We start from the raw sequence: 13,662 nt of genomic DNA, 5'->3' as shown, positions 1-13,662 counted from the left end.
AAAGAAAAAGCATAGCCTACTTGGATATTTGAATGTGCCGAAAGCTGGCATTATCTACAACGACGTTAAACCGATAGCAACTAGAACCGCTATCGAACTGAAAGACCAGTTAACCGCAGCTGGTTGGGATGTGTGTGTGACAACAAGCATCGGTGGTATATTGGGCTACTCGAACCCTGATAGTCCTGTATGTCACACTCCAGTGGAAGCTCTCACACCTCCCGGTTTTGACTCAAGTATGGAGTTGGCAGTGGTATTAGGAGGAGATGGAACTGTTTTAGCCGCTTCCCGCCAAGTTGCCGCCTGTGGCATACCATTGTTAACTGTGAATACTGGTCACATGGGATTTTTGACAGAAGCTTACCTTAACCAGCTTCCCCAAGCCATAGAACAGGTAATGACAGGTAAGTATGAAATCGAAGAACGAACCATGCTCAATGTCAAAGTGCTACGGGGGGAAACTGTTTTATGGGAAGCCTTATGTTTAAATGAAATGGTGTTGCATCGAGAACCATTAACTTCGATGTGCCATTTTGAAATTCAAATTGGTCATCATGCAACAGTGGATATTGCAGCCGATGGTGTAATTGTTTCTACTCCTACGGGTTCAACTGCTTATTCATTAAGTGCTGGTGGACCTGTGATTATTCCCGGTGTACCTGTGTTGCAGCTAGTACCAATTTGTCCCCATTCTCTGGCTTCGAGGGCTTTAGTATTTCCTAACAATGAACCTGTGAACATCTATCCAGTCAATGTACCCCGGATGGTGATGGTGGTAGATGGTAATGGTGGGTGTTATGTATTTCCAGATGATCGGGTATATTTGGAGCGATCGCAATATAAAGCTAGGTTTATTCGCTTACAATCACCAGAGTTTTTCCGCGTTTTACGGGAAAAATTAGGTTGGGGACTACCGCATATTGCTAAACCCAATTCTGTAGAATTGCCATAATTATCAGTAGTCAATTGTCAGTTGTCAATACAGGTTTTCTTCCAGAATCGGTATTGAGGCAATTGTATTGGGAGTGAAATTTATGGCACAACGTAATAGGTAATATGGGATGAAACAAGGTTTTTACCAATTACCCATTACCAATTACCCATTACCAATTACCCATTACCCATTACCCATTACCCATTACCAATTGATATGATCCCTTCTCACAGTGCCTGCGTTCTGGTGATTGAACCCGATGGTAGTTTAGCTAATCAATTAGCTTTTGATTTGCAAGAAGTCGGCTATGATGCTGTTGTGGCTCATGATGCGGCTAGTGGTTTGCAAAAATGCCGCGATTTGCAACCGGCTTTAATTGTTGTAGATCGGATGCTGACGGGAGAATCTGGTCTTTCTTTGTGCAAAAATCTCCGCAGCAGTGGCCATCGTTCCCCTGTTTTAATTTTAATGGCCAGAGATACAGTTGATGATCGTGTCGCTTGTCTGGAAGCTGGTGCTGATGATTATATTCTTAAACCCTATCGCTCAGAAGATTTTCTCAAGCTGATTCGTCTATATCTCAAACCTGATGTCGATACCAATGAACAGTTGCGTTTTGGAGATTTGGTGCTAGATATTGGCATCCGTCGCGCTGTCTATAATGGTACAGCTATCGACTTAACTATGAAAGAATTTGAACTATTAAAGTTTTTTATGGAGCATCCCCGTGAAGTATTAACCCGTGAGCAAATACTGGAGAATGTCTGGGGTTATGATTTTATGGGTGAGTCAAATGTGATTGAAGTATACATTCGCTACTTGCGGTTGAAAATTGAAGAGGAAGGGCAAAAACGCCTAATTCAAACGGTGCGGGGTGTAGGATATGTTTTAAGAGAATCTTAAAAATTCTGTAGCAGGAGTCACTCGATTTTGGATTTTGGATTTTGGATTATCCTCCAATGTCCCAGTTGCGTAATTCCTGGATAAATTTCAACACCCAAATACTTACTCTGTCTACGGTTATAAAATTCAGATAATGAAGACGGTAGGGGAGCAGGGGCTAGTAACTGAAGTACAGGAAAAAAATACTGCCTATGCAACCAACCTAATATTTCTTTGTGCTAATATTCCCAATACCTTCAAATCTTTGATTTTGCAGGAATTTTATTTATTGATTTTTGTTTAGTTAAATATAGTTGACAATTTTTTAATTTTATACTGTAGTCATGGTTAATCATCCTAAAGGAAATCTCTGAGCGTGTTAGCTTTTTTTCTGCCTTGTTGTTTTTTACCAGCATCAATAGTTATTAGGAATGTAGAATGAAAAGATTAACTTTTTATATAGTTGTGTTACATAGTTTATTTTTAGGCATGGAAACTGCTTGCGCCCAGTCATTAGATGCAAAAGCAAAGGAAAATCTGCCAACCGCACATCAAACAACCTTACCAACATCGCAACTATGGGTAATTAATCAAAATAAACAGGTACAAAAACAACCTTTTATGTGGGTGGTGGAAGATCCAAAAAAAGCCAGACAACAACCATTTTTACAACTTGCAAAAAATGCCAATAAACCAACTAAAAAACCTGGAGATATCACTAAACCATATAAAAATGAGAATTTAGAAGAATTTGATGATGTTGTCAAAGAAACTCAAAAATTAGAGGGTATATTTACTCTTTATCGCCAAAAAGAAAATAATAAAATATATTTAGAAATTAAACCAGAACAACTAAATAAAAACTTCTTAGCTACAGCTACTTTGGAATCTGGTATTGGTGAAAAAGGTATTTATAGTGGTTTACCGTTGCAAGATTTTCTATTTTATTTCCAACGCATAGATAATACTTTGCAATTTGTGGTGCGGAATGTGAATTTTCGGACTCGTGAAGGAGATCCACAAGCTCGTTCTTTGCGGCGTTCTTTTAGTGATTCTGTTCTGTATAATTTGCCGATTAAAAGTATTCATCCCCAACGGAAAACAATACTCATTGATTTAGGTGATTTACTCTTAACAGATTTAGCAGGATTATCTGCGAGTTTAGAATTATCAGCAAGTCCAGAACAAGCCTATTTTGGTAATGCTAAAGTTTTTCCCCATAATCTAGAAGTGCAATCAATTTTCAATTTTACAGGCGCTGGCGGAAATCTGAGTGTACTAGCTGATAGTCGTGGCTTTACTCTCAAGCTGCACTACAGTATTTCTCAACTGCCTAATAATAATTATCAACCGCGTTTAGCAGATGAGCGTGTGGGATATTTTCTCACTGCATATCAAGATTTATCTAGAGATGATCGTCATGATAATTTTGTCCGTTATATTAATCGCTGGAACTTAGAAAAACAAAACCCCAAAGCAGAAATTTCTCCTCCTAAAAAACCGATAGTTTTCTGGATTGATAACGCTGTTCCTTTGGAATATCGTGATGCCATTAGAGAAGGGGTTTTGATGTGGAATCAAGCTTTTTTGAAAGCGGGTTTTAAGGATGCGATTGAAGTTAAACAAATGCCAGATAATGCTACATGGGATGCGGCTGATATTAGGTATAATACAATTCGCTGGATTAATACGGTAGATGGTTATTTTGCCCTTGGTCCATCTCGTGTTAATCCTTTGACGGGAGAAATTTTAGATGCTGATATTCTGGTAGATGCTAGTTTTGTTAGGGCTTTAAAAAATGAATATTGGCAAATTATTTTACCCAAACAAACACAAAAACAAACACAAACTACTTTATCTGCATTGATGCAAAATCGCCTTCTTTGTGGTAAAAATGATCAAAAAAATAAAGGGCTAATTGGCAATTTATCTAAACTAGCGGGAGAGTATGATTTATGCTATGGGATAGAATCTGCTAACCAATTTGCTTTTGGTGCTTTGGCTATGTCACTATTAGCAAATACTGTTCCTAGTCGGGATCAGATGCAAGATTATATTCATCAATATTTACGTTTAATTATTGCCCATGAAGTCGGCCATACTTTAGGTTTGCGTCATAATTTTCGCGGTAGTCATCTTTTACCACCAGAGGAGATGAATAATCGAGAAATTACTAGCACTAAGGGTTTAACTGCTTCGGTTATGGATTATATTCCTCCTAATATTGCCCCTCGTGGTACAGTTCAGGGAGATTATTTTCCTGATAAAGTGGGAAGTTATGATATTTGGGCAATACAGTATGGTTATACTCCTTCTGGGGCAAAAAGTACCATTGCAGAAAAATCATTTTTGGCAGAAATAGCGAAATTATCAGAAAACCCAGAGTTGAGTTATTCTCCTGATGAAGATACATCGGAAATTGATCCTACATCTGCACCTTGGGATAATAGCGGTAATGTGCTAGTTTACTCTCAGTGGCAGTTGGATAATTCCCGTGTGATGTGGGATCGTTTAAATCAAGGTTATTTAATGTATGGTGACAGTTACAGCGATTTAACTAATCAGTTTAGTACCATTTTTGGCAATTATTTACAGCAATTAAGTTACACTATTAAATACATTGGTGGTCAGTCTTTTTACAGAGTTAATCCGGTTGATAATAAAGGCAGATTACCATTTGTGGCGGTTCCTGTGGAAAAACAAAGACAGGCATTAGCAACTTTGCAAGAGTATGTTTTTGATGAAGAGGCGCTGAAATTTTCACCGAAACTACTGAATAAATTAGTACCTTCTCGTTGGTATCACTGGGGAAGTACACCTGTCACGGGGCGTTTAGATTTCCCGGTTCATGATTTGGTGTTGTTTGTACAGAGTGCGGTTTTGAGTGATTTACTTTCTGGCGATCGCCTGACTCGTATCAAGGATATTGAACTCAAAAGCAAACCCGGTGAAGCACTGACTTTACCTGAAATATTTAATACTTTACAAGATGGAATTTGGACGGAAGTTTTACAACCAAAAGGAAAACCAGAAATTTCTAGTTTGCGTCGGGGTTTACAACGGCAGTATGTCAATTTTTTAACAGCGATGGTATTACGGAAAGTAGATGTACCAGAAGATGCTCGCACTTTAGCATGGTATAAACTCAAACAATTAAATCAACAACTCAAACGAGTGAGGTCTGATGATGAGTATACAAAAGCGCATTTACTGGAAACCCGCGATCGCATTGAAAAAGCTTTAAATGCTCCATTGCAGGGGAATTAGGTGACAGGTGACAGGTGACAGGTGACAGGTGACAGGTGACAGGTGACAGGTGACAGGTGACAGGTGACAGAAAGAAGTTTACCTATTACCAATTACCTATTACCAGCCTAAACAAATAATATATGTATTTAAACAGACATGATTTCACCTATTAATTTATTTGAATATGAACAGTTAGCAAAAGCCCATCTACCCAAAATGGCGTTTGATTATTACAGTAGTGGTGCGTGGGATGAAATCACTTTAAAAGATAATCGCGCTGCTTTTACACGGGTGAAACTGCGTCCTAAAATGCTCGTTGATGTCAGTGAAATTAACTTGACAACTGAAGTTTTAGGTGCATCGTTGCAGTTACCTTTGATGGTTGCACCTATGGCTTTTCAGTGTTTAGCTCATCCAGATGGGGAAATTGCTACAGCCAAAGCCGCAGTTTCCGCAGGTGTGGGTATGGTGTTGAGTACCTTATCTACCAAGAGTTTAGAAGATGTGGCAATGGTTGAGAATGGTTTGCGCTGGTTTCAACTTTACATCCACAAAGATCGGGGTTTAACTCGTGCTTTGGTAGAAAGAGCTTATGCAGCAGGTTATAAAGCCCTTTGTTTAACTGTAGATGCGCCAGTGTTGGGAAAAAGAGAACAAGATCAACGCAATGAATTTACCTTACCCCCTGGTTTACATCCTGCTAATTTAACGCAAATGTCAGGTTTAGATATTCCCCAAGAAAAGGGGGAGTCTGGTTTATTAACTTATTTTGCCCAGCAGATTAATCCAGCTTTGACTTGGCAGGATTTAGAATGGTTAAAATCTCTTAGTCCTTTACCGTTGGTTTTGAAAGGAATTTTGCGGGGTGATGATGCGGTGAGGGCGGTGGAATATGGCGCACAGGGGATTGTGGTTTCTAATCATGGTGGTAGACAATTAGATGGGGCGATCGCTTCCTTGGATGCTTTACCGGAAATAGTCGCCGCAGTAGAGGGTAAAGCGGAGGTTTTGTTAGATGGGGGTATTCGTCGGGGTACAGATATCCTCAAAGCTTTAGCGTTAGGAGCGAAAGCGGTTTTAATCGGTCGTCCGGTATTATGGGGATTAGCGGTATCTGGAGAAACGGGAGTAGCTGACATTATCAACCTACTCAAAGAAGAACTAACCACAGCAATGGCTCTCAGTGGTTGTGCTAGTCTAGAGGATATTGATTCTAGTTTGGTGGTTTGTCGTTAGTGGTTTTGAGAAAAAAAATTTTTCAAACCCTATTGCCAAAATAGAAGAATAGGTTATAATAGAAAAGTTGCTACCAAGGGCGAGTGGCGAAACTGGTAGACGCACCACACTCAAAATGTGGCGACCTTGCGGTCATAGGAGTTCGATTCTCCTCTTGCCCATTGCTTACTAGATAAGGGTTTTAGGGTTTTACCTGAAAACTATCAAACATCAATCAATCGAATTGTATCCCAAAATTGCCCCAAAAAAAATTACATCTGTGTTAGTAAGTAGAAAATACTAACTAACATAGCTATACTAGATAATTGAAACCTTTACTATGTATACATTGTAGGTATTTTGGCTACAAGCTAGGATAGATACCTAGTCAGTGTATATAATCTTGATATAAGGTATTATATAAAAAACATGGTGCGGTTGGTTTTGACAGGAATTTTGATTTTCTTAACAGCTTGTAGTAGTATTGCATTGCAACCGACTTATGAATTAGTTGAAAAAGCCATTGCTATTCAAATAGAACAAACTCAACAGCAACTTAAAAAAAAGTTAGATTTAGACTTTCAAAAGTTTGATATTCAGCGAGTAGCAATTACTCAACAACAACCTTTAACCATTGAAAATTTACCCGCTTATCATGTCCAGGGAACTTATGATTTAACTGTCAAATTACCCAAAAAACAAATCACCCAACCACAAAAACCTTTTGACATTTATTTACAAATTCAACGAGAAGGTAAAAGTTGGCGGTTGTTATTACCAGAAAAAACTAATAATGATAAACCATCAATTTGGCATAGTTATCAATTGATAATTGACAATTGATAATTTCTCGTTCGTAGTCTGAGACTGGGAACAAGATAAAACGAGAGAGATAAAATTCTGACTCCTTGGTCAACCACAGGGGGTTGCCCCTACTCCTGACTTCTTAATAATTCTAATTTTGATAAACTCTACCTTTCCAAGCACCTCCTTTTCCTTGCCAATGTCGGTTAGCAGAATCTAATGTCATTAAAGTATATAAAAAGGCAATGATAGGTAAACAAAAAGCTAACCAAAGAGGACATTGATAAAAGGCGATCATGGGGAAATATGCGAATGCCATTAATAGCGATATGACTAAAGCTGTGATGATAATTAGTAAATTTCCTATGATTAAACCTAAGATAATTCCTAAAATTGGCAGCATATAAAGTAAAACCATTCCTAACACACTTCCCACTAACAACAAAGGAGAATAATTTAGTTGTGTGTAGGCGCTACGAGCTACCATATTCCAAATAGTTTCTAGGGAATCATAAGGACGTAAACTATAAGTTAAAGCATCTAATCCCACCCAAATTTTACCTTGATGAGATTTCACGGCTTTAGCTAAAGAACAGTCATCAATTAATGCTTGACGAATTGTGTGTAGTCCGCCTATTTTTTCTAGGGTTTCTCTACGAATTAAAATACAACCAGCAGCAGCAGCAGCAGTTGATTTTTTCGGGTTATTTACCCAACGAAACGGGTAAAGTTTTTGAAAGAAAAAGACAAAGGCAGGTATTAATAATTGTTCCCAAAAACTTTGACAGCGCAGTTTTACCATGAGAGATACTAAGTCTAAATTCTCTGTTTCTGCTTTGGCAACTAATCGCCGTAAATTACTAATATCATGTTCTATATCTGCATCTGTTAATAATAAATAGTCGGGTTGTAATTGATTGGCTTTTTGTACACCTTGTTCCATCGCCCACAATTTACCAGTCCAACCATTAGGTAAATCTGCACTATAAATAATATGTAATTGTTCGAGTTTATCAACTGCGTAAGCTACTCCTTGGGCAAAATTGGCTGTACCATCGGTACTGTGATCATCTACTAAAAATACATGAAAATTACCAGGATAGTCTTGTAAAAGGAGCGATCGCAAACTCACAGGAATCACATCAGCTTCATTCCTAGCTGGAACTATTACACACACCATAGGTAAGGATTTTAAATTATTGGTTGTGGTTTTTAACTGTTGATCTACTCGCCAAAACTGTCCCCACAATAACAATAAAAATAACCAAATTGTTAAAGATAAAACCATCAAACCCGCTAAAATTTCTACCATAACTGCTGAGGTCAGGATTTCATGCAAACACAAGACAGGGTAAAAGTCAAGGAAATTACAGAAGCGATCGCCGCTAGTCAACAACATCTGCTGTCAATTCAAAAACCTGATGGTTACTGGTGGGCGGAATTAGAATCAAATGTTACCATCACTGCGGAAGCTGTACTGTTACATAAAATTTGGGGAACAGATAAAACTCGACCTTTGCATAAAGTTGAAAACTATTTGCGATCGCAACAAAAAGAGCATGGTGGATGGGAACTATTTTATGGTGATGGGGGAGAACTCAGTACCACTGTAGAAGCTTACATGGCCTTGCGTGTGTTAGGTGTACCTGCAACAGATCCAGCACTAATAAAAGCTAAATCTTTAATTCTCCAAAAAGGTGGAATTAGCAAAACCCGCATTTTTACTAAATTACATTTAGCATTAATTGGTTGTTATAATTGGCGTGGACTGCCATCATTACCACCTTGGGTAATGCTATTACCTGAAAATTTTCCCTTCAATATTTATGAACTTTCTAGCTGGGCGCGTTCTAGCACCGTGCCATTATTAATTGTCTTTGATCAGAAACCTGTCTTTGAAATTGACAGCCCCATCAACCTAGATGAATTATATACCGAAGGTGTGAATAATGTCAAATGGGAATTACCGAAAAATAATGATTGGTCTGATATATTTACCATTTTGGATGATGGGTTTAAATTAGCAGAAAGTTTAAATTTTGTACCTTTTCGAGAAGAAGGAATCAAAGCCGCTGAAAAATGGATTTTAGAACGTCAAGAAGCTACCGGAGATTGGGGGGGGAATTATTCCCGCAATGTTAAATTCTTTGTTAGCTTTAAAATGTCTAGATTACGATGCTAACGATCCAATTGTCTACCGTGGTTTAAAAGCAGTTGATAATTTCGCTATTGAAACAGAAAATAATTACTGTGTTCAACCTTGTGTTTCTCCTGTATGGGATACAGCGTGGGCAATTCGCGCCTTAATTGATTCAGGTTTTGAGGCAGATCATCCAGCAATTGTCAAAGCTGGACAATGGTTAATAGACAAACAAATACTTGATTATGGTGATTGGTTCGTCAAAAATAAACAAGGAAAACCCGGTGCTTGGGCGTTTGAATTTGATAACCGCTTTTATCCCGATGTGGATGATTCCGCTGTAGTTGTCATGGCTTTACATCAGGCAAAATTACCCAATGAAAACCTGAAAAAACAAGCTATAAAACGGGCTTTAAATTGGATAGCTTCAATGCAATGTCAACCGGGAGGATGGGCAGCTTTTGATATTGATAATAATCAAGAATGGCTTAATTCTATTCCCTATGGTGACTTAAAAGCCATGATAGATCAAAATACCGCCGATGTCACCGCTAGAGTAATAGAAATGTTGGGTGCTTGTAACTTATCAATTCCCGCAAATAAGTTAGAAAAAGCATTGAATTATCTTCTCAATGAACAAGAAACAGAAGGTTGTTGGTTTGGACGTTGGGGAGTAAATTATATTTATGGAACAAGTGGAGTTTTATCAGCATTAGTATTAATAAACACCCAAAAATATCGCAGTGAAATAGAACGAGGTGCAGCTTGGTTAGTGAAAGTGCAAAACGCTGATGGTGGTTGGGGTGAAACTTGTTTTAGTTACAATGATCCGAGTTTAAAAGGTCAGGGAGACAGTACCGCATCTCAAACAGCTTGGGCGATAATTGGATTAATAGCAGCAGGTGAAGCAACGGGAAAATTTGATTTTCAGAGTCTTGAAAAAGGGGTTAATTATTTGTTAGAAACTCAAAGTTCAGATGGTACTTGGGATGAATCTTACTTTACAGGCACAGGTTTTCCTTGTCATTTTTATCTCAAGTATCACCTTTATCAACAGTATTTTCCCTTAATTGCTTTGGGAAGATACAGCAGAATTTAGTAGTCAGGAGAAGGCACTGCGGTGAAGAGTAAAACTTTCGTGCTGTATAAGTTAGATTCTGTACTTGCTTGATTGATCTGCAATTTGCTGTATCACTGAATTAATAAGTGTATTGACACTCTGTTAACCTAAGCATGAGAGTAACCCCTCATGCTCGGCTTCAAAACCGTGGGTGATGTTTTCAGATCACCTGGCTTTTTTCTAAGTTAACCTTAACTAAGCACAAATTTGTTTATATTTAGCCTTTTGTAACTCGATTTTCAAATTCGTTGCAAGTATTTTCGACTATAGCAAGAGCAGATGAATAAATACTATTATGCTCTTCTTTCAGCCAGGCTAAAAGTCTAGCAAGCTGGGCGTTCCGTAAATCTAAGTCTGTCTGAAAAATTATTGATGTTGCCATTGCTTGAGCATATTGAGGTGGATGACCTTGCTGCACTAAAGCATCAATCAGAGCGGCTAAGGCTTGCTGTGACACAGAAGCAGAAGTATTTTCTATAGACATAATTTAGAGAGAAATAATTGAATTTGACTAATTATGATAATAGATTTCACCTAATATTTCCATTCCTATTGTTCAGTAATTTTAAATTACTCAGTACCTAGGGTTTGCTGAAAAAGTCTTGTCGTGGAGACAGGGAACTCTTAACAGGGAACAGTTTCAAGAGTTCGATGGGAGCGATTTTTCCTTTGTGTACAAATTAAATGTTAAATGCAAGGTTTTTGAGTTCCCACCTCGTAAAGTCTTGCACTTTTTTAACGTGAAAACGGCTCAAACCCTTTACTTGTAATATTTTCACATTTATTCAGCAACCCTTACCTACATCTTGGGAATGCCAGCCTTAATAATTCCTCGTAATTTACTTAAATAAAAATACTGATTATATAAGTTGAAATCTCAGTATATATTCACTATTAAGCCTTTAACCGTAAATCAATGCTTTTCAAATTGATTAGTCTGAATTGATTATACTTAAATAAGTTTTGCTCACGAAACCAACTGCAACCCATACAGAAAAAGGTGAATAGAATAAATACTTAAACATAATGTACTTTTATTATACAAACTTTTGGCTATTTACAGATTACAGATACTGATATGTTTAGATTTAGGTAAGTTACAAAAAATCTAGTTTACTCCTAATATATTTATTTTTGTAACATTTTTGTTAACACAAGTTACAATTAGAACACTTTTTTATAAAAAAATTACGTAAAAATCTGTAAATAATGTAACTTAGAATTAAAAAAATATCACTTAGGAGGAATTCCACGTAAGGACAAAGACATACTTTCCTTAGCCATAAATTTCTTTATTTTTAGTTTTTTAGCCAGGTTGGCATTAAAAATTGTCATTGTCACAGTCAGGAAGGATCAGGGAAGAGACTCAAGAGAAAGGTTTTGGGCGAATTTAACTTTCGTTACAATACGTTACATATTGAGTTATAACTTAGTAATACTAACTGACTTTATTCTCTACTACTGATTTTTTTGCCAGGCTATTTACAAATAGTAAAACTAGTGATATTAGTATAAAGAGTTCAAGCGAGTGTATAACTTACTATCTTGTAAATGTTAAATGGCTCCAGTAAGCTAGGTTAACATCAGAAAATTCTGGGACTAGACAAACTGGAATTTCCTAGTGAGACTAACTATATAGTGGTTTAACCACTTACATAAATTGTCTCTGTATAGCCTAGTAAATAAAAGATCAACCTTTATAAACCTTCCTGTAGTCATATTTACAATGAAACTATTACAAGATATAAGTAAATACTCAAATCAACAACAATGAATTAAGGTACAAAACAATGGCAGTTGAAAAAACTAATTCTTCCTCCAGCTTGGCAGAAGTTATTGATAGAATCCTAGACAAAGGTATCGTTGTAGATGCTTGGGTTCGTGTTTCCTTAGTTGGTATTGAATTACTAGTAGTAGAAGCTAGAATCGTAATTGCATCTGTAGAAACCTACCTGAAATATGCAGAAGCTGTAGGTTTGACTCAATCTGCTGCTGTACCTGCTTAATTTTGAAGTAGATATGCAATGAGCAGAATAATTATCCAATTAAAGGTAATTATTCTGCTAAACTTAGCTTGGCAATGCCAGAAAAATCAACAACAATAAATTAAGGTGCAAAACAATGGCAGTTGAAAAAACTAATTCTTCCTCCAGCTTGGCAGAAGTTATTGATAGAATCCTAGACAAAGGTATCGTTGTAGATGCTTGGGTTCGTGTTTCCTTGGTTGGTATTGAATTACTAGCAGTAGAAGCTAGAATCGTAATTGCATCTGTAGAAACCTACCTGAAATATGCAGAAGCTGTAGGTTTGACTCAATCTGCTGCTGTACCTGCTTAATTTTGAAGTAGATATGCAATGAGCAGAATAATTATCCAATTAAAGGTAATTATTCTGCTAAACTTAGCTTGGCAATGCCAGAAAAATCAACAACAATAAATTAAGGTGCAAAACAATGGCAGTTGAAAAAACTAATTCTTCCTCCAGCTTGGCAGAAGTTATTGATAGAATCCTAGACAAAGGTATCGTTGTAGATGCTTGGGTTCGTGTTTCCTTGGTTGGTATTGAATTACTAGCAGTAGAAGCTAGAATCGTAATTGCATCTGTAGAAACCTACCTGAAATATGCAGAAGCTGTAGGTTTGACTCAATCTGCTGCGGTACCTGCTTAATTTTTAAGTAGATATGCAATGAGCAGAATGATTATCTAATTAAAGGTAATTATTCTGCTAGACTTAGCTTGGCAATGCAAAAAAAAATCAACAACAATGAATTAAGGTGCAAAACAATGGCAGTTGAAAAAACTAATTCTTCCTCCAGCTTGGCAGAAGTTATTGATAGAATCCTAGACAAAGGTATCGTTGTAGATGCTTGGGTTCGTGTTTCCTTGGTTGGTATTGAATTACTAGCAGTAGAAGCTAGAATCGTAATTGCATCCGTAGAAACCTACCTGAAATATGCAGAAGCTGTAGGTTTGACTCAATCTGCTGCTGTACCTGCTTAATTTTGAAGTAGATATGCAATGAGCAGAATAATTATCCAATTAAAGGTAATTATTCTGCTAAACTTAGCTTGGCAATGCCAGAAAAATCAACAACAATAAATTAAGGTGCAAAACAATGGCAGTTGAAAAAACTAATTCTTCCTCCAGCTTGGCAGAAGTTATTGATAGAATCCTAGACAAAGGTATCGTTGTAGATGCTTGGGTTCGTGTTTCCTTGGTTGGTATTGAATTACTAGCAGTAGAAGCTAGAATCGTAATTGCATCTGTAGAAACCTACCTGAAATATGCAGAAGCTGTAGGTTTGACTCAATCTGCTGC

At 37.2% G+C, this 13,662-nt stretch carries 12 protein-coding genes, 1 tRNA gene and 1 pseudogene; 12 read left to right on the top strand and 2 right to left on the bottom strand.

Features of this window, described 5'->3' with window-relative positions:
- Positions 1-34: 34 nt before the first annotated feature.
- From IQ237_RS14160 to IQ237_RS14135, 6 genes are all read left to right on the top strand, one after another.
- The gene (locus tag IQ237_RS14160; RefSeq protein ID WP_194056192.1) at positions 35-952 is read left to right on the top strand and encodes an NAD(+) kinase; all 918 of its coding nucleotides are present in this window, start codon (positions 35-37) and stop codon (positions 950-952) included.
- Positions 953-1,150: 198 nt separating this feature from the next.
- Positions 1,151-1,837 carry a response regulator transcription factor NblR gene (gene nblR, locus IQ237_RS14155; RefSeq protein ID WP_194056190.1) on the top strand — a complete coding sequence of 229 codons (687 nt, stop codon included), beginning with the start codon at positions 1,151-1,153 and terminating at the stop codon, positions 1,835-1,837.
- Positions 1,838-2,254: 417 nt separating this feature from the next.
- Positions 2,255-5,083, top strand: coding sequence for a zinc-dependent metalloprotease (locus tag IQ237_RS14150; protein ID WP_194056188.1), 2,829 nt, complete (start codon positions 2,255-2,257; stop codon positions 5,081-5,083).
- 138 nt (positions 5,084-5,221) lie between these two features.
- A complete protein-coding gene (locus tag IQ237_RS14145; RefSeq protein ID WP_194056186.1) occupies positions 5,222-6,301 on the top strand; it encodes an alpha-hydroxy acid oxidase in 1,080 nt (359 codons plus the stop codon).
- A gap of 77 nt (positions 6,302-6,378) precedes the next feature.
- Positions 6,379-6,462 (top strand) — tRNA-Leu (locus IQ237_RS14140).
- A 247-nt stretch (positions 6,463-6,709) separates the two neighbouring features.
- The gene (locus tag IQ237_RS14135) at positions 6,710-7,123 is read left to right on the top strand and encodes a hypothetical protein (protein ID WP_194056184.1); all 414 of its coding nucleotides are present in this window, start codon (positions 6,710-6,712) and stop codon (positions 7,121-7,123) included.
- Between the two features lie 112 nt (positions 7,124-7,235).
- On the opposite strand, the gene IQ237_RS14130 is transcribed toward IQ237_RS14135, so the two are convergent.
- Complete coding sequence (locus IQ237_RS14130) at positions 7,236-8,396, bottom strand: glycosyltransferase (protein WP_194056182.1); 1,161 nt, start codon at positions 8,394-8,396, stop codon at positions 7,236-7,238.
- A gap of 21 nt (positions 8,397-8,417) precedes the next feature.
- Between IQ237_RS14130 and shc the strand changes: the two are divergent.
- Positions 8,418-10,323: pseudogene (shc, locus tag IQ237_RS14125) on the top strand (squalene--hopene cyclase).
- A gap of 238 nt (positions 10,324-10,561) precedes the next feature.
- Here the strand turns inward: shc and IQ237_RS14120 are convergent.
- Complete coding sequence (locus tag IQ237_RS14120; protein ID WP_194056180.1) at positions 10,562-10,828, bottom strand: hypothetical protein; 267 nt, start codon at positions 10,826-10,828, stop codon at positions 10,562-10,564.
- 1,306 nt (positions 10,829-12,134) lie between these two features.
- Between IQ237_RS14120 and gvpA (IQ237_RS14115) the strand changes: the two genes are divergently transcribed.
- The 5 genes from gvpA (IQ237_RS14115) to gvpA (IQ237_RS14095) form a co-directional block, all read left to right on the top strand.
- A complete protein-coding gene (gene gvpA, locus IQ237_RS14115) occupies positions 12,135-12,350 on the top strand; it encodes a gas vesicle structural protein GvpA (protein WP_194056178.1) in 216 nt (71 codons plus the stop codon).
- Between the two features lie 115 nt (positions 12,351-12,465).
- Entirely contained in the window at positions 12,466-12,681 is a 216-nt protein-coding gene (gene gvpA / locus IQ237_RS14110) for a gas vesicle structural protein GvpA (RefSeq protein ID WP_057178839.1), read from the top strand.
- Between the two features lie 115 nt (positions 12,682-12,796).
- A complete protein-coding gene (gene gvpA, locus IQ237_RS14105; protein WP_057178839.1) occupies positions 12,797-13,012 on the top strand; it encodes a gas vesicle structural protein GvpA in 216 nt (71 codons plus the stop codon).
- A 116-nt stretch (positions 13,013-13,128) separates the two neighbouring features.
- Complete coding sequence (gene gvpA / locus IQ237_RS14100) at positions 13,129-13,344, top strand: gas vesicle structural protein GvpA (RefSeq protein ID WP_057178839.1); 216 nt, start codon at positions 13,129-13,131, stop codon at positions 13,342-13,344.
- A gap of 115 nt (positions 13,345-13,459) precedes the next feature.
- The coding region (gene gvpA, locus IQ237_RS14095; protein WP_194056176.1) for a gas vesicle structural protein GvpA at positions 13,460-13,662 on the top strand (203 nt) is incomplete at its 3' end.

It is taken from the genome of Sphaerospermopsis sp. LEGE 08334 (assembly GCF_015207205.1).
GTDB lineage: Bacteria > Cyanobacteriota > Cyanobacteriia > Cyanobacteriales > Nostocaceae > Sphaerospermopsis.
The sequence above is the reverse complement of the archived record's forward strand: the minus strand, read 5'-3'. Positions and strand labels throughout refer to the sequence as shown.